The organism is Mesorhizobium sp. M0590, from assembly GCF_040320905.1.
Taxonomy (GTDB): domain Bacteria; phylum Pseudomonadota; class Alphaproteobacteria; order Rhizobiales; family Rhizobiaceae; genus Mesorhizobium.
In genome coordinates this window covers 75,119-98,417 of record NZ_JAMYQN010000017.1, presented here as the reverse complement: position 1 = coordinate 98,417, position 23,299 = coordinate 75,119, and the positions used below count along the sequence as shown (strand labels likewise).

Annotated in this window: 18 protein-coding genes and 2 pseudogenes; 4 read left to right on the top strand and 16 right to left on the bottom strand. The window is 60.7% G+C overall.

Features of this window, described 5'->3' with window-relative positions; translation table 11 throughout:
* Positions 1-27: 27 nt before the first annotated feature.
* From NKI52_RS24970 to pmtA, 3 genes are all read right to left on the bottom strand, one after another.
* Positions 28-1,761 carry a UvrD-helicase domain-containing protein gene (locus NKI52_RS24970; protein WP_352634113.1) on the bottom strand — a complete coding sequence of 578 codons (1,734 nt, stop codon included), beginning with the start codon at positions 1,759-1,761 and terminating at the stop codon, positions 28-30.
* Positions 1,754-3,832 carry an ATP-dependent nuclease gene (locus tag NKI52_RS24965; RefSeq protein ID WP_352634111.1) on the bottom strand — a complete coding sequence of 693 codons (2,079 nt, stop codon included), beginning with the start codon at positions 3,830-3,832 and terminating at the stop codon, positions 1,754-1,756. The genes NKI52_RS24970 and NKI52_RS24965 overlap by 8 nt, the downstream gene beginning before the upstream one ends.
* A 1,055-nt stretch (positions 3,833-4,887) precedes the next feature.
* On the bottom strand, positions 4,888-5,484 hold the full coding sequence (gene pmtA / locus NKI52_RS24960; RefSeq protein ID WP_352700169.1) for a phospholipid N-methyltransferase PmtA: 597 nt from the start codon (positions 5,482-5,484) through the stop codon (positions 4,888-4,890).
* Between the two features lie 174 nt (positions 5,485-5,658).
* Between pmtA and NKI52_RS24955 the strand changes: the two genes are divergently transcribed.
* On the top strand, positions 5,659-6,183 hold the full coding sequence (locus NKI52_RS24955; RefSeq protein ID WP_352700149.1) for a DUF309 domain-containing protein: 525 nt from the start codon (positions 5,659-5,661) through the stop codon (positions 6,181-6,183).
* Positions 6,184-6,389: 206 nt separating this feature from the next.
* On the opposite strand, the pseudogene NKI52_RS24950 reads toward NKI52_RS24955, so the two are convergent.
* The 7 genes and pseudogenes from NKI52_RS24950 to NKI52_RS24920 all read right to left on the bottom strand — a co-directional run.
* Positions 6,390-6,689: pseudogene (locus NKI52_RS24950) on the bottom strand (MFS transporter); the annotation flags it as partial.
* A 544-nt stretch (positions 6,690-7,233) separates the two neighbouring features.
* Positions 7,234-8,622, bottom strand: a complete 1,389-nt coding sequence (locus NKI52_RS24945) for an NAD-dependent succinate-semialdehyde dehydrogenase (RefSeq protein ID WP_502897797.1) — start codon at positions 8,620-8,622, stop codon at positions 7,234-7,236.
* 92 nt (positions 8,623-8,714) lie between these two features.
* Positions 8,715-8,915 (bottom strand): hypothetical protein, encoded by a 201-nt coding sequence (locus NKI52_RS24940; RefSeq protein WP_023693535.1) that lies wholly within the window; start codon positions 8,913-8,915, stop codon positions 8,715-8,717.
* Positions 8,916-8,963: 48 nt separating this feature from the next.
* Positions 8,964-9,845 (bottom strand): carboxylating nicotinate-nucleotide diphosphorylase, encoded by an 882-nt coding sequence (nadC, locus tag NKI52_RS24935; RefSeq protein WP_352700148.1) that lies wholly within the window; start codon positions 9,843-9,845, stop codon positions 8,964-8,966.
* Positions 9,845-11,386 (bottom strand): L-aspartate oxidase, encoded by a 1,542-nt coding sequence (locus tag NKI52_RS24930; protein ID WP_352700147.1) that lies wholly within the window; start codon positions 11,384-11,386, stop codon positions 9,845-9,847. Before NKI52_RS24930 ends, nadC begins: the two co-directional genes overlap by 1 nt.
* Entirely contained in the window at positions 11,383-12,357 is a 975-nt protein-coding gene (nadA, locus tag NKI52_RS24925; RefSeq protein ID WP_352700146.1) for a quinolinate synthase NadA, read from the bottom strand. Before nadA ends, NKI52_RS24930 begins: the two co-directional genes overlap by 4 nt.
* Positions 12,358-12,422: 65 nt before the next feature.
* Positions 12,423-13,388 carry an NUDIX hydrolase gene (locus tag NKI52_RS24920; RefSeq protein ID WP_352700145.1) on the bottom strand — a complete coding sequence of 322 codons (966 nt, stop codon included), beginning with the start codon at positions 13,386-13,388 and terminating at the stop codon, positions 12,423-12,425.
* A gap of 330 nt (positions 13,389-13,718) precedes the next feature.
* Between NKI52_RS24920 and panB the strand changes: the two genes are divergently transcribed.
* A complete protein-coding gene (panB, locus tag NKI52_RS24915; RefSeq protein WP_352700144.1) occupies positions 13,719-14,543 on the top strand; it encodes a 3-methyl-2-oxobutanoate hydroxymethyltransferase in 825 nt (274 codons plus the stop codon).
* 16 nt (positions 14,544-14,559) lie between these two features.
* A complete protein-coding gene (panC, locus tag NKI52_RS24910; protein WP_352700168.1) occupies positions 14,560-15,453 on the top strand; it encodes a pantoate--beta-alanine ligase in 894 nt (297 codons plus the stop codon).
* A 286-nt stretch (positions 15,454-15,739) separates the two neighbouring features.
* Here the strand turns inward: panC and NKI52_RS24905 are convergent, their stop codons facing one another.
* Positions 15,740-16,627 (bottom strand): LysR family transcriptional regulator, encoded by an 888-nt coding sequence (locus NKI52_RS24905; protein WP_352700167.1) that lies wholly within the window; start codon positions 16,625-16,627, stop codon positions 15,740-15,742.
* Between the two features lie 136 nt (positions 16,628-16,763).
* Here NKI52_RS24905 and NKI52_RS24900 point away from each other — a divergent pair, with 136 nt between their 5' ends.
* Positions 16,764-17,675, top strand: coding sequence for a DMT family transporter (locus NKI52_RS24900; protein WP_352700143.1), 912 nt, complete (start codon positions 16,764-16,766; stop codon positions 17,673-17,675).
* A 400-nt stretch (positions 17,676-18,075) separates the two neighbouring features.
* Here the strand turns inward: NKI52_RS24900 and bioZ are convergent, their stop codons facing one another.
* The 5 genes and pseudogenes from bioZ to bioB all read right to left on the bottom strand — a co-directional run bounded on the left by bioZ (position 18,076) and on the right by bioB (position 23,101).
* Entirely contained in the window at positions 18,076-19,059 is a 984-nt protein-coding gene (gene bioZ, locus NKI52_RS24895; protein WP_352700141.1) for a 3-oxopimeloyl-[acyl-carrier-protein] synthase BioZ, read from the bottom strand.
* The gene (locus tag NKI52_RS24890) at positions 19,056-20,321 is read right to left on the bottom strand and encodes an adenosylmethionine--8-amino-7-oxononanoate transaminase (protein ID WP_352700139.1); all 1,266 of its coding nucleotides are present in this window, start codon (positions 20,319-20,321) and stop codon (positions 19,056-19,058) included. Before NKI52_RS24890 ends, bioZ begins: the two co-directional genes overlap by 4 nt.
* Positions 20,318-20,958: pseudogene (gene bioD, locus NKI52_RS24885) on the bottom strand (dethiobiotin synthase). Before bioD ends, NKI52_RS24890 begins: the two are co-directional and overlap by 4 nt.
* On the bottom strand, positions 20,955-22,100 hold the full coding sequence (locus NKI52_RS24880; RefSeq protein ID WP_352700137.1) for an 8-amino-7-oxononanoate synthase: 1,146 nt from the start codon (positions 22,098-22,100) through the stop codon (positions 20,955-20,957). Before NKI52_RS24880 ends, bioD begins: the two are co-directional and overlap by 4 nt.
* The gene (gene bioB, locus NKI52_RS24875; RefSeq protein ID WP_352700135.1) at positions 22,097-23,101 is read right to left on the bottom strand and encodes a biotin synthase BioB; all 1,005 of its coding nucleotides are present in this window, start codon (positions 23,099-23,101) and stop codon (positions 22,097-22,099) included. The genes NKI52_RS24880 and bioB overlap by 4 nt, the downstream gene beginning before the upstream one ends.
* Positions 23,102-23,299: the final 198 nt, after the last annotated feature.

Below are 23,299 nucleotides of genomic sequence, written 5' to 3'. Positions count from 1 at the left end.
AATCTGAGGCTGGCTTTGGAGCTTCCATTACAACTCCAACGCTTCAATAGAACCGGCACCGAACCACCCTTGAAGCTTTGCCAAGGCCGCATTCGATAGTTCTTGGGTAAAAAGCAGCGTGAGGCGCCGTTTGGGCCTCGAACAGGCCACGTAGAACAAATTGCGGTTCCTCTCAAAGGTTGCTTGTTTGGCGGCGGGAATAGCCCCCGCTCCCGCCAATTCCAGCATTTCCTCGAAATTATATTGATTCCAGCCCCGACCGAGGACAACCAGAACATTCTCGAATTCAGCACCTTTGACCCCATGCTTGGTTTCAAACGGCGAATGTCCGTCGAGATATCTTCGCAGCGCTTTGACCTCCGCATATGCAACCGGGCGAAGCTTTTGTAGCTCTGCCATCGGCCGCGGCATCTCGACGCCCGCAGTCACATCGAATGCAGCCAACTCATGTTGCAAGTCTTCAACCCGATCCGGCAAGCGGGGACGCTGGGACGCTATCAAGTGGTCGACAACGTCACCAACAGACCCGTTGTTCCTCAGGGCCATGAGTGTATCGAAAGAGGCGGTCCAAGCGGCCTTGTCCGCTTGGCGCTTCAGGACCGGGACTGTTCCTCCCAGCGCCTCGAACATGGCGCCGTAACGCTTTGCTGCATAGGCGTCGGCGGCGGGCTCAAGTACATCGACCAAGAACGCGATTAGCCGGTTCTCTTTTTTAAGATAGGAGTCGTTGTACTGAAACGCTTGGGCGAGGTTTGAATAGCCCTGCTCACTCGCAAGGACCCGATGAGTCAACATGAGGATCTTGGTTTGGCTGGGGGCTAGGTCCCAGCCGTCGACAACCATCTTGGCTTTCGTGGTTTCGAGAGCCTGGTGCGCTGCGTTAGACGGCAGATCACCGCGCCAATGTTGGCCTCCTTGCCGTTGCCCAACCCAGCCGTTGGTATGGAAGATGCGGACCCGGCCAGGGTCAGCCGGGTCTTTGACAAACTGCGGCAACTCCGGGCGCATCCGATTGAGACATTCGACAATCGCATTCACGGAGCGAAAGTTCGCTTTCTTGCCGATTGGTGTGACGGCGGCGTCGTTGAGCTCGCCACATCCGTTGCCGTAAATTTTCTGCCAGTGGTCGCCGAAGAACCCAAAAAGCGGTGAATTTGGCTGGCCCAGGAAGCGAACCCTAAGCGCCTCAACCCAGGCTTTGTCGGTATCCTGATACTCATCAATCAAGATGATGGGGAAGCGGTCGGCCATGATTTTTCGAAACTTCTGATTTTCCATCAGCGAGATGGTAAGCGGGATGACGTCATCATGGTGGAGCGAGAGCACATGTTCGCGCACCGCGCGGTGGCCCAGACTGTATTCGACACCCCTGCTACCTATGCCGCCAGCCTCCAGAAGCTTTTCCTGCCAAATCGGCAATTGCTGCACCAAGGCCTTAAGCTGCTTCTGGAAGCCGCCGATAAGCAGCCAGCAGAAGGCATGGTTGGTATTGCAATAAATTATCGGATGCCGATCGGTTCGAGCTTCGATTTCATCCTTTGCGACGTTGGTGAAGGTGATGCAGGCGATTTGCTGTCCACGCCGCGAAAAGTCCCGCTCATGCCGCTTCGTCAGGTATTTAAGCGCCTCGATTAGCGAGTAGGTCTTCCCGGCGCCAGCACCGGCCTCAAGGCGAAAACTGCGGCCAGCCCGGATGCACGCGAAGACCTCATCCAGCGCTATGCGGCTTGCCGCTTCGGCCGGGGATTCGAGATTAGCCAACGGCGTCGCCTTCCGGAACAGGCCCCGCCGGCGCCACTGCCGCAGCAGCAGCCACGATCGCCAGTGCCGGATCGACGAGAGGCACGTAGTCGACTGCCAGCCAGCGAATGCCGTCAGCAAGATATTTTGGCGTTACCCAGCCTGTCTCCTGAATGGCGTACTTCAGCGCGAATTCCGATTTCTTCAGGTCCGCTGCCATGTCACGCGCAGCCAGCTCCTGCTCCTGTAGTGTCCCCGCCGGCAGCGCGAAAAGTACGGGGTTGGCCAGAATAAAGGCGTCTTCAAAAGTCCGACCGCAGGGGCCTAAGGCGACCTCGGGAACCTGATAGGCAATGCGGCCACGTCCGTCGATCTTGTCGTCGCTGGTTTTAGCGGTCAGCCCTGCCAGGGTGTAGGGATCGTCGTCACTGAACCAGTTCTTCAAACAGGCATTGCTAGAGGCAGTGCCCAGGTGGACCGCGCACGCTACACCGCCCGGCGCCACGACAGAATCCAGATCGGTGATGATGAGATAGTGCAATTCCAAGAAATCGAGGAGAGCAAAGAATAGATGCGCATATGCCCCGCCGACCTCCATGATCGTGAGATATTGGCTTGAGAGCTTAACCGCCGGCTCCAAGGCTTCTATTTTCCCGGTGACAACCGGCAACATGAGCCGTTCACTGAGACCTTCAACGAGAATGGCCTTGTCGGCGAAAAATAGATCGCAGCGCGTGAGCGTAAGATATTGGTGCAGAAACTGCCTGCCAGGTGCCGGCGTGCCCGCCAGCCCCTCACGCAGATCTTTGATTTGGGTCTGTCGAATACCGGCATCGGCGCCCGGCACGTCGGCGCCAAGAAAATATCGGATACTCTCGAAACCTGCTGCGTTCGCGATATGTGACGAATGGGTGGACACCACAAACTGAACGGGCCAAGGGACAGCGCCCTCACCTGCGCCAGCCAGTTGCGCGGCGATCTTGCTCAATTGTTTGATGAAGACCTCCTGCATCTGAGGATGCAGATGGGCCTCGGGCTCCTCAATGAAAACAAGGTGAATGCCAGGCGTCTTCGGCTCGGCCTTAAATGCTTTGTGGAATTCCACGATCCTGAGCAAAATGAAAATCAGATTGCGCACACCCAGCCCGTTATACGACTCGGGGAGCGTCACCCCGCCATACCCGGCGTATCGAACTTTGGTGAAGTTCGACAAGAGCTTGCGGATATCGAGAATTGTCTCTGTCTGGAGCTCCTGGCCGCCCAATCCTGGGTACCCAAAGCTGGTCAACGTCGGCATCAGGTTTTGCAGTTGATTTCCGAAATTGCCGTCAATTTGGGTCTGAATGCCCTGCACAACGGTGGCGAGGGCTTCTGCAATAACCCGGTCTGCTGCATCCGCGGTCGGCGAGGAAGCCGTGACGAAGAGGCCCTCAAGAATCTTAGCGAGAACGTCCGTTTCTCGCGATGTCACATCATCCAGACCGCGCTGTGCGTTAATGAAGCCGGTCTTTACCAAGCTACGCAGGGCGGCTGGTTGCAGTTGCCGGAAGTTTGTGGGGTCGTTCGGATCTTCCGCGCGAATCCTGAGTGCGAAATTGACCGGAATCCTTTCGCGCAACGCGACAAGGAACGCCTTTCGGGACGCATCGTCCAGCGACCCATCAAGGAGCTCGTCGAAAAGGGCGCCTATTCCACCGTCCTTCAGTTCGTAGCGAAGCACGATCAAAGCCTCGCTTACGGCGAGGTCGAGATCGACGACGAACGGTGCCAACGGACCGAGTTCCGGGGCGTTGGGATCATACCTGCAATGCAGACGCAATTCGATGGCTGGGAGGAGAGCACGGACTTCGTCTTCAGGCTGGCCTGCGAGATGCGCATGGACGGCATCGCAAAACCTGCGGTAGCAGGCGCTGGAGAAGTCCTCAAGCTGGAAGTTCACGGGGCCATCATCGAGAAGCCGGCGCATGACCTCGGAAAGCGAAGTTTTGCCGCTGTTGTTTCGCCCCACGATTACTGTTTCGGAGGCTTCTAAAACGAGACTTACGTCAGACAGCAGTCTAAAATTCTTGATTGCGACCTTTTGAATGCGCATAATTACCCTAAGTTTTACATTTCCAGACCCCGCAAAACGAATGACTTAATTGAAGCGAGACCGCAAGATACTTTGCTACTAAAGCAACCGGTAAATTTGAACGGACCGGCATGGCAGCCGAGTGGAGCGGGGGCGTCGCCTATCCGTGCTCGAAACAATTCAAGGGCTAAAGGTCCGGCATGCAATACGCCCTGATTGATAATGTTCGCCGCGAGGCGTTCCCCCGGCGGCAAGGGCACCTGCCCGACCTGCAGCTCCGGAATGAGTTCAAAATGCGGCCCACGCGTACTCCACCACTGGGCTCATCTTGGCCGCCGCAACTGTGATCCTTGGTGGGAAAACGAGACACAGTGGCATCCTGACTGGAAGAACTTGTTTCCGGAGGAGTGCCGAGAGATTTCGCACGTCGCCCCGGACGGCGAAATCCATCGGGCGGACATCAAAACACCTACGGCATCACGGTCACGTCCAGCACTCCGCCATGACTGATGCCGAACGCATCGCTCGCGAGACTTTCTACGGTAACCTGTGGGTCATCGACGGACGGGGCTTCCGGCACAACTTCGATATATATCATTTGCTTTCCGATCATCCACGCCAGGGTCAAAGCTCGATCACAGTAACTCCCGGCGTGGGGGCAAAGAAAAACCCGCGACCTGCCCGTTCGGCGACTTCAGCGAGCTGAGTCCGCCAACAACGTCGGCTTTCGGGCAGCGGCAACAGTCAGCTCAATGACGATATGCAGGCGCAAAGCTGACCTTGAGGTAGCGAGTTCAGGCCTAATGGATGTTCATGGTTTGTGCTTCGAAAGTCGCATAAATGGCAGTCCGGAACCCCCGGTCGCGGCATGCGTCCTTTTCGGCATAGATTGGACTCGGGCGTGCCTTACGCACCCCAGGCAGCCCGGTGGCCCACGCGTCCATTAGCAATCCCGTTCATGCGGTGCTCTGCTCGTCCGCATCCACGGCATGATGGGTGGATGCCACCGTGTGCGTCGCAGTGTGCCAGGATGGCGTTGCCAACGGACCATCTGGGAGGGAACCTTCCAGATTTGGCTAGACTGTTCGACGATAAGTCCAGAGCTGTGCCGGCGGTATGTTGCGGACGACGAAGTCATAGTGGGAAACCACGTAACGGTCTGGCATCTTGATCACCGGCGACAGAGGTCCATACGTGATCTGAATTAGAGGCCGGCCGGCAGGAATACGGGCAAGCAGATCCTCAACCAGCGCGACACGCTGTTGCATTGGAAAGCTCAACAGCGGGACTGCACTTATAACACAATCGAACTGTTCACCTTTGCGCTCACCCAGAGCTTCGTCCAGCGCAAATGCGTCGCCCAATCTGAAGTCCACATTCGGGAAGCGTTGCGCCAGGCCGTCGTAGAAAATCCTGGAATATTCGACTGAAACCAGCTGGCGCGGCTTGATTCCCCTAGCCAGGATCGCCTTTGTGATGACACCGGTTCCCGCGCCAAGCTCCAGAATCGGCAATCCTGACCGTGGGTTCACCACGCTTGCCATCCGGCGTGCCGCATAAACCGAAGTGGGAATAAGGGCTCCCACGCCCTTCTTGTCCTTCTGCCAGCCTTTGAAGAATTCAACTTCTTCCTCAAACCTTTTGCCGAGCCGCTCCTTCAGTCGCAAAATCATATCTTCTCCTTGCGTCAGCCGCTTACCCAACGTCATGAATTTGGCAAAGCGCGTTTTGGCCAATCTCGACACCCTTTACAAGCCCGTTAAGACTGCTTGCGTGTCACGACGCGGTCAGCATGAATTGCCCCTTAACGCACTTTCATGTTTGCTGGGCCTATGTCTGGCCCTCGCTTGCTGCCCGAAAAAAGTTTCCCGAGCTATGCGTATCTGCCCGGCAAATATCCGCATCCGGTGCGTGATCCATTGGGCCACAGTTACCGATCAGATCCGGTGACCGTCGCCGTTGGCGAAGCGCTCGGCTCAGATGTGTTTCTATGGGGAATCGACCTTTTCAACCACGGTTACTACTGGGAAGCCCATGAAGCCTGGGAGCCTCTCTGGCAGGCTGCGAAACAAAGCGCTCAGCACCGCCTGTTCTTCAAGGGACTGATCCTGTTGGCGGCGGCCGGCGTGAAGATCCGTGAGGGAAAGCGGGTCGCTGCGGCGCGCCATGCGACAAGAGCTGCAGGGCTTTTTCGTCAGGTGGTGAGAGTGCCGGGCGGCCTGTTTGAGAGAGCACTGGGAATGACACCCGCCGCGCTCGCTGAACATGCCCAAGCGATCGTAGCTTACCCGGTTGTTCTGCGGGAGCCAAAGCCTGCCCAGCCTGAGCCCGTCTTTGATTTCATACTCGCACCAGTATCCGAGAGCGTTTGATCGGCAATTCAGTGGTCCAAGCTAACTTTGTCAGCAGGAAACGGGGCCTTTGAAAACCGCTCACCACCCGCATGCGTCACAAACAATAAGAGTGCAGTAATGTTTATAGGCAACTCGCGGCCGCTTCGATGTCGATGGTCTGAGGGTCGGGGCTGACCGGTGGCGCTCGTAGCCAATCGATTGATGGCAGAGATGCCGGCCGGGCTTCAATGACGGGGATGGCGAAAAGCTGAGTGCTCGGGCTTGCGGGCCGAGCTTGTCGGTCGCTCGATGGAAAGTGTCATCTGAGGCGCTTCCTCTCCCGCGTGCAACTGGAAGACACGCTCGTCCAGTTCCTTGTCCACTTCCGTCAGACGATGATTGAGGCGAAGGTAGTCCGTCCAGGTCGGCGTGCGGAACGTTTCCGTCCAATGCATAGGCTTCTGCAAGTTCCGCTGGAGCGTCCAATTCCGAGCACCGACCCGGCTGTGTACATGACGCCGCTGCCGCATGAGGTCGAGGAAAGCCTACCATCAGCGGCGTTCGATGCGCTGCGTGTGGCTTAGGGAGAGTGAGGACGCTTGCAGATCTTCGACAACGATCGATTCACTGATAGGCGCAGACGATTGCCGGGCCGCGATCGAAGAGGCGCGCGCCTTGCTATTTCGATTCGAACAAAGGTCTGATGCGCTCATGCATGCGATAGACGACTTTCTGCTCGACCTGATAACGCTGGCTTTCATTGTTGAATGTTACGGACGCGGCTTTGAACTTTTGGCGCGAACGCTGGCCCGTAGAAGACTGGCAAAGGTCAGGCTTTTGTCGGAAGGGGTCGATTCCGCCAGAGAGAAATGACGCCCAAAGCTTGTTGCTAACCGGCTATCGCGCCGCGTTCCGCCACAGTGACGAAGGCAATTGACGACGTTCGACCGCCAAAAAATAGGCGGAAAACCCGGGCCCTTTATGAGGCAGACTGGGTGCGGATTGTTCCGCGAATCTGAAAACTGTGGGTCCATTCCGTGGCGTCCGGCCGACCGCTGGCCTTCATCGCGGCAGTCGCCGCCCGCCGCCTCAGATGCCGCCCATGCAGAGGTACTTCATTTCAAGATAGTCTTCGAGGCCGTGGCGGGAACCTTCCCGCCCGATGCCGGACTGTTTTATCCCACCAAAAGGCGCGGCTTCTGAGGACATGCGTCCTGTGTTGATCCCCACCATGCCATATTCCAGCGCCTCGGCCACACGCCAGACACGCTTCAGGTTCGAAGCATAGAAGTAGGCGGCGAGGCCGTATATCGTATCGTTGGCCTCACGCACGGCCTGATCAGCATCCTCAAAGCGAATGATCGGCGCCAAGGGTCCAAAGGTCTCTTCTTGCGCCACGATCATTTCCCTTGAGACGTTGCTGAGGATCGTCGGCTGGAAAAAGTTGCCATCGCTGCCGATCCGGCCGCCGCCACATCGGATCGCGCCACCTTTGGCCAAGGCATCGGCAATGTGAAGTTCGATCTTGGCCAGTGCATGCCCGTCGATCAGCGGACCGATGGCGACACCTGGATCGAAGCCGTCGCCGACCTGAAGCTCACGGACACGCTCCACGAATTTGGCGACGAATTCGTCATGAACGCCCGACTGGACGTAAAGCCGGTTGGCGGAAACGCAGGTCTGGCCGGCATTGCGAAACTTGGCCTGGATCGCACCGTCGACGGCAGCATCGACGTCGGCATCATCAAAGACAATGAAAGGCGCATTGCCACCCAACTCTAGACCGACTTTCTTTATCTGGTCCGAGCACTGGCGCATGAGCAACCGGCCGACTTCGGGGGAGCCCGTGAAACTGATCTTGCGGACCTTGGCGTTCGAGCAGAGTTCGCGGCCGACCGTATCGCCTTCGGAGGCGTAGATGAGGTTGACGACGCCTTCGGGAAAGCCGGCAAGATGGGCCAGAGCAAACATTGCACCTGCCACCAGGGGCGTCTGTTCAGCAGGTTTGAGCACGATGGTGCAGCCGGCGGCGAGAGCCGGCGAGATCTTGCGCGCAACCATTGAGGCGGGGAAGTTCCAGGGCGTGATCGTTCCAACGACGCCGATCGGCTGTTTGATCACCAGCATGCGACGGTCTGTAGAGGGCGGCGAGATCGTCTCACCATAGATGCGATTAGCCTCTTCGGCGTACCATTGCAGATACGCGGCCGCATGCGCCACCTCAGACTTCGCTTCGGCTAGCGGCTTGCCCATCTCCGCAGTGAGGATCGCTGCAAGATCGTCGGTGTGGTCGACGATCAGTTGGTGCCAACGCCAGAGGATGTCGCTGCGCTCGCGCGCGGTCAGTGCGGCCCATTCAGGTTGCGCCACATAAGCTTTGTCAATCGCCGCGCGCGTCTCCTCGACACCCATGTCGGGCAATTCCGCCAAGCGTTCACGGGCGGTTGGACTGCAAAAACCAGTTGGACTATCTGACAGCGCGGCAGGATCACAGCACTGCGCGTCTTTTTTGCGAAAATAGAAGTGCCGAGGTCAGATTTGAAGCTGCCGCAGCGCTCAGTTCAGCAGGGCTATCCCTGATCTATGGCCTTGCTTTGATGGTGGGAGCGCTCTTTGCGGACCATGTCGTACGACTCGATATACGCCATCTCCAGAAGGTATCCTAGGAACTGCAGCCTGTGAGACCCCGCGATCTGATTCAGCTCGCTGAGCATTGCGCTGATGAAGGCAAGCGCCTTGGCCCGGTCGGATCTCAATCCCTTGTCGATCATCGTACGTCCCCACTTCCGCAGATTGCTCCTATATGGAGCGCGCTCTATTCAGTTCAGATGCTTCTGGATGCATGCTTCGATAGGCACGTCCATGCCGATGTCGAGGATTGGCGCGCTGTGCGTAAGCCACCCAATAGAAATGAGGTCGACCCCGGTTGCCGCTACGGCTGGTGCCGTTGCCGGCGTTATGCGACCCGAGGCCTCGGTGGTCGCGCGGCCGTCGACCATTGCCACCGCTCGGGTCAGTTGCTTGACGGACATATTGTCCAGCAGGATGGCGTCGACCCCGGCGCCTAGCGCGATCTCGAGCTGGTCGAGCGTGTCGACCTCGACCTCGACCTTGACCATATGGCCGACCGCGGCGCGCGCCCGCTCAATGGCCGTGCGGATGTCGCCGGCAATGGCGATGTGATTGTCCTTGATGAGCACGGCATCATCCAGCCCGAAGCGGTGGTTGGCGCCGCCGCCGGCGCGCACGGCGTATTTTTCCAGCGCGCGTAGGCTGGGCGTCGTCTTTCGCGTGCAGACGATCCGTGCTTTCTGACCGCGCACCGCCTCGACGATCTCGGCCGTTGCCGTCGCAATGCCGCTGAGATGGCAGAGAAAATTGAGCGCTGTACGCTCGGCCGCAAGCATTCCCCGCGCCGGTCCACTCACCCTTGCAATGGTCTCACCCGCCGCGATCCTGCTGCCGTCCAGACGTCCAAAATTTATGTCGATCGACGGATCAACAAGCATGAAAGCGTAGGCTACCAGATCAAGACCGGCAACAACGCCAGACTGCCGTGCTCTGAATGCAAAGGTGGCCCTGCAGTCAAAGGGCACAATGGCATCGCTCGTGAGATCGCCGGCTTTTCCCAGATCCTCCAGAAGAGCGCTACGCACGATCGGCTCGATTACGATACCGGGAAGAGGTGGAGGTGACGTCATCAGGCACTCCGTTCCGCGGGCCGCAGACTAAGTTCGGCCGCAACCGTCATTGCTGAGGCGAGGGTCAAGCGCGAAGACCGGGCCTGCGCCCTGCGTGTGCGGAAGTCCGACCTGCAATGCGAGCCGCGGCTTTCCTCGCGCCGAAGCGCTGCAATGGCGATCATCAGCGCGATCAAAGCAGGGTCGGAAGCGCCTGTGTTGCGAACCGCGATCGGCAGCAGCGTTTCCACGGTGTCGGATAGTGCTTGCCCGTCCCGTATAACACCGAGCCCATTAGAGACCGCGTCGCGAACGGAGGAGGGGTCGGGCCGCGGGGGTGCCGTTGCGACAAGCCTTGGCCACTGCCAGCCCGCAGGAGCGGCAGCTACGCTTTGCGCGACCCACAACGAGGTCGTCACGGCCTCGGTCAGCGAGTTGCTGGCAAGCCGGTTCGCCCCGTGCAGACCGGTGCAGGCAACCTCACCGCAAGCCCACAAGCCCGACACCGTGCTGCGGCCCGCGGCATCCACGGCCACGCCGCCCATGTGATAATGTGCCGCCGGGCGAACCGGAATCGGCTCAACGGCAGGATCGATTCCGGCGTCCCGGCAATGCCGGGTCACAGCTGGGAAGCGCTTGGCGAACTTCTGGCCGAGGGACTGCCGGGCATCAAGGTAAACACGATGTCCGGTGCCAAGCTGCTGCCATACGGCCCGTGCCACGACGTCGCGCGATGCCAGCTCGCCGCCAGGCGTATCGCACAGAAAGCGGTGCCCGCACTCGTCGATTAGGACTGCGCCTTCGCCGCGGACCGCTTCGCTCACCAACGGCATAGGCCGATGCGAAACGTCGAGCGCCGTCGGGTGGAACTGGATGAATTCCAGATCGGCGAGTTCCGCACCGGCGCATGCGGCGAGCGCCAGGCCGTGCCCGAATGAGCCGGCCGGATTGGTCGTGTCTCTGAACAGGGCGCCGATACCGCCGCTCGCAAGAACCACGCGGCGCGTCGGAAATATAATCGCCTGTCCACCTTTTGCCGCCACAACGCCGCTGACCGCCCCATTTTCCACAATGAGCCGGCGGGCTTCCATGCCTTCCAGAATTGTGATCGAAGGCGTTCGCCTCACAGCGATGATGAGCGCGCGTACAAGCTCGCGGCCCGTAGAGTCACCCCCGGCATGGACGATCCGGCGACGGGAATGCGCTGCCTCGAGCCAGAGCCGCAGTGTCCCGTCCCACGAGCAGTCGAAGGCGACGCCCAAGTCCATCAAATTCTCGATGGCTCGGTCCGCCGCATTCGCAACGCGTCTGACCACACTCTCGTCGCAGAGGCCATCACCTGCAGCAAGCGTGTCTGCAAGATGGAGGTCTGGACTGTCGTCAGCGCCGAGGCTTGCCGCCAGCCCGCCTTGCGCGAGTGTGCTGGAGGTTTCGTTCCCGAGCCGCGTCGGGGACAGAAGGTAAACGGGATGCGGCGCCAGATGAAGCGCGGTCGCCAGCCCGGCAACGCCAGCGCCGATGATCACGGGCGCTCCCCTGATGTCGCCGACGTCTGGCGTCATACGGCAAGCATCCGCTCGACCGCACGCCGAGCACCATCAACCACTCGAGCATCGATGGTCACGATGTGGCGGGTTTCTTGCAGCGCCGTGCGAATGTTGGCGAGCGTGATACGCTTCATATGCGGACAGAGATTGCAGGGGCGCACGAACTCGACGTCGGGATGCTCGATGGCCACGTTGTCGCTCATTGAGCATTCGGTCATCAACACGACGCGCGCAGGCTTGTGCCGTCCGACGAAATCCGACATCGCCGCAGTCGAGCCGGCGAAATCGGCAACCGCGACAACTTCCGGCGGGCATTCAGGATGGGCAAGCACGGTAACGCCAGGGTAGGCATCCCGCAGCTCGCGAATGTCGGCTGGCGTGAAGCGCTCATGCACTTCGCAATGACCGTTCCAGGCGATGATCTCGACCGAAGTCTGTGCCGCGATGTTCCTGGCCAGGTATTCGTCGGGCAGCATGATCACCCGCTCAACGCCAAGCGACTCCACCACAGCCAAAGCGTTGCCGGAGGTGCAGCAGATGTCCGCCTCGGCCTTCACGGCAGCGGACGTGTTGACGTAGGTCACGACCGGCACGCCAGGGTAGCGTTGCCGCATCAGCCGCACGTCGTCCGCCGTGATCGAGTCCGCCAACGAGCAGCCGGCGCCAAGATCCGGAATGAGCACCGCCTTGTCCGGATTGAGGAGCTTCGCCGTCTCAGCCATGAAATGCACGCCGGCGAGCACGATGATGTCCGCATCGACGGTCATTGCCTTGCGGGCCAGCGCCAGGCTGTCGCCAACGATATCGGCCACGCAGTGGAAGATCTCGGGTGTTTGATAGTTGTGGGCCAGGATAACGGCGTTGCGCTCGCGCTTTAGCGCCAGAATGGCCTCGACGTCGTCGCTGAAAGCCGCCCATTCCACTCGGGGGATGACGCGCTGGACGCGCTGATACAGGGACGCGGCCGAAGGTATCGTCCCGCTCACCGGCGCCTCCCGTTTATAATCCATTCGACTATAAGGGGTATATATCTAGGTTGACTATAAGCGTGTCAACCCCGGGCCAGAGGCAATTTTGTCCCCGCAACGGCAGTTTCATCCAGCACGACATGGCGAAACTGATAGAGCTTGGCCGGGCGCCCGCCCGTATCCAGAGACGTCTCGCCAGTCTCCTCGACCAGTTCTTGCTGCTCGATGAGCCGGCGAAAGTTAGGCTTGTTGATCAGCCGGCCTGCCAGGGCTTCCACGGTCCGTTGCAGCTGCAGCAGCGTAAACACCGGCGGCATCAGCTCGAAGACGACTGGCCGGTATTTGATCTTCGAGCGCAAGCGCGCAAGGCCCGTGGCCACGATGCGGCGATGGTCGGCAACCATCGTTGTCCCGGCTGTTGAGTCGGATGCGATCGACCGTTCGTCGCGGGTGGCCTCTGCCACCAGACCCGCCTCGTAAAGCAGCTCATAGCGCTGAAGCGCCAGCTCTTCATTCCAGGGGCGCTCGTCGAGCCCGAAAGCAATGGCAGCCCGCCGCCGCCGCTCACTGCGCGTCGCAGTTTGCTTGGCATCGGCCGCCCAGGCAAGCAGACGCGGCTTCAGAACATCCGCAATCAGTTTCGGTGTTCCGAGGCGGTGGTCCTCCCACGGAAAATAATCGTACCAGCTCCGCCAGGCACAGGTGGATGCGCCGGTGGCATGTTCCTTCCGGGTCAAAGCGAGATAGCTGATGGAAATGACGCGCTGCTGGCGCCCGTCGGCGCGGTCGCGATCAGCGAACGTATAGAGCTGCTCAATATAGCCGAGGGGATGACCAGTCTGCTGCTCGACCCACGCCCTAAGACCTGACTGCAGCGATCGATGCTCCAGCGCGAACGGCCCCGAGGGCAGGCAATCCCCCTGCCCGATGGTGAGGACCGCTGGTTCACCGTCATTGACGGCCACGACAACGGCAATCAGCTCCGCTTCGACTTTTTTGGCCTTGGCGGCGGCCCTACCGTTGCGTGTTGCTTTTGGGTGATCGTCCATGGTTGCCTGGGTTGGGCAGTGAGAAGCTTCTCAATCGATTTAACCAGCGTGTAGCAGCCCCTTTAGCCTGTCAACACCACACTCTCCATAAAGGCCTAGACCTTCGGTCTACACAAGAGTGTCGCAAACGCGAAGCCGCTCGGCAGTGACGCTAGGGAAGTGGACTGGGCGCGAGATTAAGAGTCCGCTTTCGCACTCGTGCTCATTCGAAGCGGCGTCGCAGCTTGCGGGATAAATAGTCAGCAAATTATTGTGCACTGCAATTTCTTCTTCGCAGCTGCACAAATTTGTGGCAGATGGCTTCGGGTTGACCTTAGGTGAGGGAAGTCGGTGAGCGCAACGCGAGCAAACAGGGCCCTGACCCCACCGGACATTGCGACACGCAAGGGTGGGACGCCGCTGGTCTGTCTGACTGCCTATACAACGCCCATTGCACAACTGGTCGATCCTCACTGCGATGTGGTGCTTGTCGGTGACAGCGTCGGCATGGTGCTTCACGGCCTGCCTTCGACGCTCGGCGTTACGCTTGAGATGATGATCATGCACGGACAGGCGGTGCGGCGAGGCCTCGAACGGGCGCTGATGGTCGTTGACATGCCGTTCGGCACCTATGAGGAAAGTCCTGGGCAGGCCTTTGACAATGCCGCCCGCGTGATGGCGCAAACCGGCTGCGCGGCGGTCAAGCTCGAAGGCGGCGAAAGCATGGCCGCGACGATACGCTTCCTTGCTGCGCGTGGCGTGCCGGTGATGGCTCATGTCGGGCTGACGCCGCAGGCGGTGAATGCACTCGGCGGTTACCGCGTCCAGGGGCGGGGCGACGATGCTGACCGCATCCAGCGTGATGCGGTCGCGGTGGCCGAAGCTGGCGCCTTCGCGGTCGTGCTGGAGAAGACACCTGAAGCCCTGGCGCTGCGGATCACGCAGGAGATTGCGATCCCGACCATCGGCATTGGCGCCTCGCCGGCCTGCGACGGCCAGATCCTCGTCGTTGACGACATGCTGGGCCTGTTCGGCGCCTTTCGTCCAAAGTTCGTCAAGCGATACGCCGAGCTGGGCGAAGCGGCTTCCGCGGCCATCTCGGCCTACTCGCACGACGTTCGTGAGCGCCGCTTTCCAGCGGCAGAACACGTGTTCGGCGACGAGCCGAAGACCTGAAAAGAGGAGATCCAACGTGGGCATTCCCATTATTCGGACAGTTGCTGAACTGCGCAGCATAGTAGCCGTGTGGCGCCGGGATGGTTTGAAGGTGGCGGTCGTACCGACCATGGGCGCTCTCCACGAGGGTCACCTCAGCCTTGTGCGTGCCGCCCTCGCAAAGGCTGATCGGGTAATCGTCACGCTCTTTGTCAATCCGAAGCAGTTCAATAGCCCGGCGGATCTGATCGCCTATCCGCGAACCGAGTATGACGATGCCGCCAAACTGGCGCCGCTCCGCGCCCACATCCTCTATGCGCCCGACGCGGCGGATGTGTATCCGCAAGGTTTTGCCACGACGGTTTCGGTGAGTGCGGTGAGCGAGGGGCTTTGCGGCGCGTTCCGGCCTGGCCATTTCGACGGGGTGGCGACCGTCGTCACCAAGCTTTTTCTCCAGACCGGTGCCGATATGGCATTCTTTGGCGAAAAGGATTTCCAGCAACTGCATGTGGTGCGGCGGCTTGTTCGCGATCTCGACATTCCCATCAAGATCGTCGCCTGCCCGACGGTGCGTGAAGGTGACGGGCTGGCGATGTCTTCGCGCAACGCGCGGCTGTCCGCCCCTGAACGGAGCGCGGCACCCCGCCTTGCCGAAATTTTGTTCGAAACTGCCCGGCGGCTGAACTGCGAAGATTGCATCGATCGTGTGCTCGATGAGGCACGGCAGGCCATCCTTGCTGCAGGCTTTTCGCAGGTCGAGTATCTTGAGCTGCGTGCGGACGAGGACCTCGCCATGATGGCCGCCCCGGACCGACCGGCGCGACTGCTCGTCGCCGCCTGGCTTGGCCAGACGCGGCTGATCGACAATGTCGAAGTGTGGTCGCCACGAGGCAGGGTCGAAGGTTTCGTGGAGGCCGCGGCCGCCGCGTAAGCATCCTTTTTTGCTCGAGGCACAATAGGAGCGCCTGCAAGCTGGTCACGAACAGAATACCCTAGCAGCCACCGGCGGAACGATCTCACGCACCACGCGGGGTCTGACTAGCTGCGCCCTTGAAGTAGGCACCCACCACCAGAGCGTCTCGCTGCAAAACAGGCCGCACCGTTCACTTGTTGGTGTAATCCAGAAAGCCGACTACATGCGGCAATCAGTGACCGCCGCGGGGGGCTTCCCTGATCCGAATTGCCCGTGAGTTTTTTTGGGATCGCGGCCAAGTCGATCAGGGTGCCCCAGCGGCGAGCCGTGAAAAATCGAAGGTATTCACATAATCGCGAAATGCCACTTGCGCCTTGGAATGGTTCTTCAGGTGCGGGAAAATGAGCATCATTTCATAGGGTGGGATTTCCCAGCCCGGGAATAATTCTACGAGGCGGCCGACGGCCACGGACGACTGGCACACATAAGCGGGCAGGAGTGCAACCCCTTCTCCGGCGATGCAGGATTGCAATAGGAATCCCATTGAATCCGAGGTCGCGGCAGGCGGTGGCCGTAGAACGAGCGGTGTGTCGTCCGACGAGAATACCCATTCGGGTTGCGCATCATGCACCAGACAGCGCCGCCGGAGCAGATCGGTCGGTTCCCGAAGAGGAATGCCACTTGCCAGAAATGCTGGCGCGGCCACAAGCACCCGTTTTATGGAGGAGATACGCCGAATGATTATGTCCTGACCTGTGGTTGTGCCAATGCGAAAGGCGAAATCAACCCGCTCGCGGATGATGTTGAGATGCCGGTTTGTGGCGATCAACTCGATGGCGATGCCGGGAAACTGGGTAGTAAATCCGTGTAGAAAGCTCGGCATGAAATACGTCGCTGTCACCTCCGGGCAGGTGATCTTCAGCTTCCCGACAGGCTGTTCCCTCAGATTGGTCATCGCCATATTCGCGGCCGAAACCTGTGCACGAACGCGGCGACAGTATTCGAGATAGACTTGACCGCTGCCGGTGAGGCTTACGTGCCGGGTGGAACGATTGAGGAGCCGCAGTCCCAAACGTGCCTCCAGCTGGGCGATACGCTGGCTGACCGTAGACTTAGGCATCCCAATCCGCTCCCCGGCGCGCGTAAAGCTGCCCGTTTCAGCGACTTCGGCCAGAAGTATCATGTCGTCCACGCTATCCAAGCGACGCATCCCTGTTGGTGTTCTTGGCGATTGTACAATGACACGGACAGTGTGTCCGTGCGATCGGAATTGTTGGAACGCTCTCGGCTGGGTAGCGTGGAAGTGGTAGCGAAAAGGGAAGGTGGACATGTCGATCCGTCAGACGACCATCGGGACCGACAGAGTAGGCATGGCCGTGGCGGCGATGATCTTGACTGATCTGACGCTTTCGATCGCAGATGCGATCATCAAGATCACGATCTCGGACATGCCACTGTCGCAATTCATCTTCTTGCGGTCCTGCGTCACCATCCCCTTGTTGATCTTTATGATGAAATGGAGGTTGCCTCGGGTATCGCTGAGCCCAGCTCGACCTGGCTGGGCCACGGTTCGAAGCAGCCTGCTTCTGTCCAGTCTGCTGATCTACTACGCTTCGCTTTCGCGCCTCGATTTCTCGATAGCGGCCGCGGTCTATTATACGATCCCGCTGTTCATTACCCTATTCTCGGCACTCTGGGTCCGCGAGCCTGTCGGCCTGCAAGGTTGGCTCGGAGTTGCGCTCGGGTTTGTAGGGGTACTACTCATGCTGAAGCCGCAGGCCGGCGACATCAGTATCCACACCCTCATGCCACTGGCGGCTGCCATTCTCTATGCCCTGGCGATGGTGCTGACGCGGACCAGGACCCGTGCTGAAAACCCGTTCGTTCTGGCACTCACATTCAATCTGATCGCGATCATTGTGGCAGGTGGGGCAAGCCTGGCGGCAATAATTGCTGGCAGCGATGGCGGGCAGAGTCTGACGATAGGCGAGTGGGTACCGATAGGCTGGAGCCAATGGGGGCTGATGGTGCTGCTAAGTATCACAATGTTGATCGGCAGCGTCGGCACTGCTGTCGCGTACCAGTGGGCACCGTCGGCCATGATCTCAACCTGCGACTTCTCCTATCTGGCATTTGCGGTGTTGTGGGGCGTCCTACTGTTCTCGGAACGTCTGGACGGCGCTTCCATGCTCGGCATAGGTCTCATCGCACTCGCCGGCATCATCGTCATTCGACGTTAGCCGGACTGGAGCACCCAGTTCAGCGATCTTCGGTTGGAACGGTCGCTGCTGGCACCGCTGCACCTGCACCGACGACGGTGCAACGAACGCGGCCGAGGTGCGCCCAAAGCCAGACTCACAATTGATTGCAGGCGGTTTGCCTGAAGGTGCTGCGGGGTGAAGCTCATTCCACCGCCGCCCGAGGCGCGTTTGTGACGGCCGCGCGCGAAGCAGACATTTTGCCAGGCGATTGGTGGATGCCGGGAGCCCGCGCCAGACTGTTCCAGGAGTATCTTCCGACCGACATTCGCTGTTCCTTATGGTGCAGGATGACAGCTGACCGCTCTCTTCCTACTAGGCAAACATCAACGCCCAGAGAGCCGTTCGCCGTCACTTCTTGCAAGCGCACTAGTCATTGCCCCTAGACGCCGATCACGAGTGCGCCGCCGGTAAGCCCGGCGCCGGCCGCGGCGAGCAGAAGCCTTTCGCCTGCCAAAAACGGCTTGGCCTGATGGGAGAGGGACAGCGACAGCGCAATTGTCGCGGCAGAGGAATTGCCGAACTCCGCAATGCTTCTCACCACCTTCTCAGGGCCAATATCGAGTTTGTCGGCCACGGCATCGAGAATGCGGGCGTTGGCCTGGTGTGGAACAAACCGATCCACGGCCTGAGCTGAAACGTTCGCAACTTCCAGCGCCTCGGCCGAACACCGCGCCATCATCTCGACCGCCTTGGCGAACACGGCGCGTCCGTCGGCGATCGTCATGCGGGTTTCGGCTATGTCGAAATCTCCGGCAAACGGCCGGGTGCTGCCGCCCGCCGGGATCTGGATCAGGCCATAACCGGACCCGTCGGAATCCAGCGAAGCGCCGAGGACACCGTGATTGGGGTCGGACGAGGGGACCAGCAAAAGCGCGCCTGCGGCGTCGGCGAACAGCACCGCGCTGGCGCGTTCGGCCGGGTTGATGCGGCGGCTCAGAATGTTGGCGGCGATGACCGGCGCCGGCTTGCCGTGCATGCGCACGAAGGCGTCGGCGAAGGTAAGCGCGTAGACGAAACCGGCGCAGGCGCCGGCAAGATCGACGGTTCCGGCATTAGCAAGGCCGAGACGGTGAGCGACCAGCGGCGCGCTTGGCGGCAGCAGATGATCGGGCGTCGATGTTGCCAACAGCAGAAGGCCGATCTCGCTGCGGTCGATGCCGGCCATACCCAGGGCCATGTCTCCCGCCTTCCCGGCCAGGCCCGACAAGGTGTCGGAAGGCTCGGCCCAGCGGCGCGACCGGATGCCGGTCCGCCTCTCGATCCAGCCGGCCTCCAGGCCAAGCGAGGCCTCAATGTCGGCATTCGGCACGACCCGTGCCGGTGCGTGGTGGCCGAGACCGATGATCTTCGCGCCTCGGATCATCCGGCTTGCCCAACAACGTCGGCGGCCTCGTCGATCGCATCGTGCAAGCGACCAAGCTCGCTGGGAGTTACGCAATAGGGCGGCAGGAGATAGATCACATTGCCGAGCGGGCGTACCAGGAGATCACGCCCAAGGAAGAAAGCGCGCAGCTTCGGGCCGATTTCAGCCAGGTAGCCGGAGCTGGCGACCGCCAGTTCGAAGGCGGCAATCGTGCCGGTCACCCGGACATCGGCGAAGCGGGGATCTCCCACAAAGCGATTGTATGCTTCGGCCTGCAGTCGCGACAGGGTTGTGACGCGCTCGATGACCGGCTCGTCGCGCCAGACTGCGATGTTGGCCAGCGCCGCCGCGCAGGCGATCGGATTGGCGGTATAGGAGCTCGAATGAAAGAAGGTGCGGCTGCGATCCGGCGAATAGTACGCCCGAAAGATGGCGTCGGTGGCGAGCGTGGCGGCAAGCGGGATCGCGCCGCCGGTCAGCCCTTTCGACGTGCACAATATGTCGGGCGCAATGCCTGCCTGCTCGCAGGCAAACAGAGTGCCGGTTCGGCCCCAGCCGGTCATCACCTCATCGGCGATGAACAGCGTCCCGGAGGCCTCGGCGATACGTTTCAATTCGGCCAGGATTTTTGGCGAATACATCCGCATGCCGCCGGCGCCCAGGACCAGCGGTTCTAGGATCAGCGCCGCCGCCTTGCGATCACGGCTGAACGCCTCGAAGGCGTCGAGGGTTTCCTGCTCGCGGCCGTTGGCAGGGAAGGGGATGGTATCGACGTCAAAGAGCAGGGGTTCGTAGGCGGCGTTGAAGACGCCGCGGGCGCCGACGCTCATCGTCCCGATTGTGTCGCCGTGATAGCTGGATTCCATCACAACGACACGCGAGCGCGGCGCGCCGATGTTGCGGAAATAGCCGAGCGCCATTTTGAGCGCCACTTCGACGCTGGTCGAGCCGCTGTCGGAATAAAAGACCCAGTCCAGACCCTTCGGCGCCAGGCCAATGAGCGCGCTAGCCAGTTCTTCGGCCGGCGCGTGGGTGAGACCGGCGAATATGATCTGGTCGAGCGTTTCGGCAGTTGAGCGGATTGCCTCGACGATCGCCGGATGGCGATGGCCGTGGGTCACCACCCACCATGAGGATATCGCGTCGAGAATGCGCCTTCCGTCATCCGTCTGCAGGTATGCGCCTTCGGTCCGAACGATCTTCGGCAGAGCCGGTTCGACGGCGTGCTGGGTAAAGGGATGCCAGACGGCTGAGCGGCTCATACGCTGGCCTGCTGAAAAGGCGCCATGTCGAAATGCGCTGCCATGGCCGACAGGAGAGTGTCGGGCCCCAGCAAATCGAGGAAAGGCAAGCGGCCAAGCACACGCACCTTGCCGATCGCAGCGATGGTGCATTCCGTGTCGGACATAGGGTTGCCGATGAATGCGACGCCCAAAAGCGGAATGTCGCGGCGGCGCAGCGCCTCGATCGACAGAAGCGTGTGGTTGATCGTGCCAAGAGCCGTGCGCGCACAAAGCACGACCGGCGCGCGCCAGCGGGCGAACACATCGATGAACAGGAAGTTGCGGTTGAGCGGCACCATGAGACCGCCGGCTCCCTCGACGATCAGCGGACGCGCCATTACGGGCAGAACGAGGCGGTCGGGATCGATCAAAACGCCATCGAGTTCGGCGGCGCGATGCGGCGAGAGCGGTCGCACCAGCCGCCAGGCTTCCGGGATGATCCGCTCGGGCGACAGCTCCGCGAGCCTCACTTCCGTCTGGGTATCGGTTTCGCCGTCGAGCCCCGACTGCACCGGTTTCCAGTAGGCGCCTTGGAGCAGGCCGGCCAGACCAGCCGCAATAACCGTTTTGCCGATGCCGGTGTGTCCGTGCCGGTGATGACGAAGGTTTGGCTCATGCCGCCATTCGCTCCCATTCCTCTGACAATGCCTTGATCATCGCAGCGACGTCAGCCTGCTCGACATTGAGCGTCAGCGAAATCCTGAGCCGCGCGGTGCCCTCGGCCACCGTTGGCGGGCGGATACCGCGCACATCGAAACCGCGCGCCTGCAGCGCGCTGGCGAGCGCCATGGCGCCGGCGTTGTCGCCGACGATCACCGGCAGGATCTGCGAGCCGCTGGGCGTGATTGCGCAGCGAGCTTCGATCTCCCGGCCGGCGAAGGCGACGAGTGCCGCCAGCCGCTCGCAGCGCTCGGGCTCGTCACGAAGGATGGCAAGCGCCTCGGTTGCAGCGACCGCCATAAGCGGCGAAGGGGCGGTGGCATAGATGAACGGTCGGCAACGGTTTATGAGATAGTCGATGATTGCCGTGGGTGCGGTCACCAGCGCACCGGAGACGCCAAGCGCCTTGCCGCAAGTGTGCAGCACGACAACATTGTCGCGGCCTTCGAGGTCGTGCGCGAGGCCGCGTCCCCCTGGACCATAGACGCCGGTAGCATGCGCCTCGTCGATCAGGAGGAATGCATCATGACGGTCGGCAAGTGCTGCCAGATTGGCAAGGGGCGCGCGGTCGCCATCCATGGAATAGAGGCTCTCGACCACGATCCAGGGGCGACCCGTGCCGCCCGAACGCCGCCAGGTCAAGATGGCGTCTTCGAAGCCGCCGATGTCATTGTGTGGGACCTCCGCCACCGCCGCCCGGCCAGCCCGCGCGCCCTCATGGGCGCTGGCATGGATGAGTGCGTCAAGCACGACGAGATCGCCCTTTTGCGCAAGGGTCGTCAGGATGGCGAAATTCGCTACATAGCCGCCACTGAAGAAAAGTGCACGTACACCGAAGAAACGTGCCGCCTCGGCTTCGAGGGTCTCGTGCTCGGGTCCATTGCCGCGCAATAGGCGAGACCCCGTGGCACCGATCGGCGTGCCGGCTGCGAGTGCTGCTGCGACGGCTTTGGCGAGGCGCGGGGAGGCTGCCAGGCCGAGATAATCATTGGAGGCGAAATCGAGACCGGCCCGCGGCGATAGCGCGCGCAATCGGTTCTTGCGCGCGAGCCCACTTAGCGTCGTCTCATAGCGGTCGAGCAAGCCCCCTGCGCTCACAAGCTCGAAAGCTCCATTGGTTCAATACCGAGCTTGCGAAACAGCGCCGTGTCCTTGTCCTCACTTGGATTGTCCGCCGTCAGCAGCGTATCGCCAACAAACACGGAATTGGCTCCGGCAAAGAAGCACAGCGCCTGCATCTCCTCGCTCATTGCCGTGCGGCCGGCCGACAGGCGCACATAAGATTGCGGCATCAGGATACGGGAGAGCGCAATCGTTCGAACGAATTCGATCGGCTCTATCGGCCGCTCATGACCAAGCGGCGTGCCTTCAATCGGGATCAGCATGTTGATCGGGACGCTCTCGGGCCGCTCGGGGAGATTGGCGAGCGTCACAAGCATATCCACGCGGTCGACCACTTCCTCGCCCATGCCGACGATGCCGCCGCAGCAGACTTTCATGCCGCTGTCGCGGACATTGGCCAATGTTTCGAGCCGGTCAGTGAACGAGCGCGTCGTGATGACTTCGCTGTAGTAGCGCTCGGACGTATCGATGTTATGATTGTAGTAGTCGAGGCCCGCTGTCTTTAGCTGCTGCGCCTGCTCAGGATCGAGCATGCCAAGCGTCATGCAGGTTTCCATGCCGAGCGCCTTGACCCCTTCCACCATGGCGACCACGACCTCCATGTCGCGCGCCTTGGGGCTGCGCCACGCCGCGCCCATGCAATAGCGCGTCGCACCCGCATCGCGCGCCTTGCGGGCTTCCTCGATGACGCGTTCGACCGCCATCAGCTTCGAGGCCTTCAGTCCGGAATTGTGATGCGCGGACTGGCTGCAATAACCACAATCCTCGGGGCAGCCGCCGGTCTTGATGCTCAGCAGCCGGCTGAGCTGAACGCGGTTGGGATCAAAGTTCGCACGATGGACGCAATGTGCGCGAAACAGCAGTTCGTTGAAGGGAGACTCGTAGAGGGCCCTGGCTTCGGCTTGGCTCCACAGGCGGCGGCTTCTGGCAGCTCCCCTATCTGCGGTCGAACCTTCCGTGGGCGAAACAAGCGTCATGATTTCCCCTATCCGTGAGCAGGCCCGCGCTGTTACAGGACGCGACGGGTTTTTCCAGCCGAAATCTGAAATTCACTGCGGGTCAAAATGTCATTTCCCTCGCAGCCAGCATAATGGGCCCAAGAACCGACCGAGGCGTGGTGTCGGCAGGACGCGGGCGCATTTGCTCGACTTGGCCTTGAGGACCGCGCCGGTTCG

Coding starts and splice junctions, on each gene's coding strand:
- NKI52_RS24965 (WP_352634111.1), bottom strand. CDS start 3,832: ATGCGCATTCAAAAGGTCGCAATCAAGAATTTTAGACTGCTGTCTGAC.
- pmtA (WP_352700169.1), bottom strand. CDS start 5,484: ATGATTTTGCGACTGAAGGAGCGGCTCGGCAAAAGGTTTGAGGAAGAA.
- NKI52_RS24940 (WP_023693535.1), bottom strand. CDS start 8,915: ATGATCGACAAGGGATTGAGATCCGACCGGGCCAAGGCGCTTGCCTTC.
- nadC (WP_352700148.1), bottom strand. CDS start 9,845: ATGACGTCACCTCCACCTCTTCCCGGTATCGTAATCGAGCCGATCGTG.
- NKI52_RS24930 (WP_352700147.1), bottom strand. CDS start 11,386: ATGACGCCAGACGTCGGCGACATCAGGGGAGCGCCCGTGATCATCGGC.
- NKI52_RS24920 (WP_352700145.1), bottom strand. CDS start 13,388: ATGGACGATCACCCAAAAGCAACACGCAACGGTAGGGCCGCCGCCAAG.
- NKI52_RS24900 (WP_352700143.1), top strand. CDS start 16,764: ATGTCGATCCGTCAGACGACCATCGGGACCGACAGAGTAGGCATGGCC.
- bioZ (WP_352700141.1), bottom strand. CDS start 19,059: ATGATCCGAGGCGCGAAGATCATCGGTCTCGGCCACCACGCACCGGCA.
- NKI52_RS24890 (WP_352700139.1), bottom strand. CDS start 20,321: ATGAGCCGCTCAGCCGTCTGGCATCCCTTTACCCAGCACGCCGTCGAA.
- bioB (WP_352700135.1), bottom strand. CDS start 23,101: ATGACGCTTGTTTCGCCCACGGAAGGTTCGACCGCAGATAGGGGAGCT.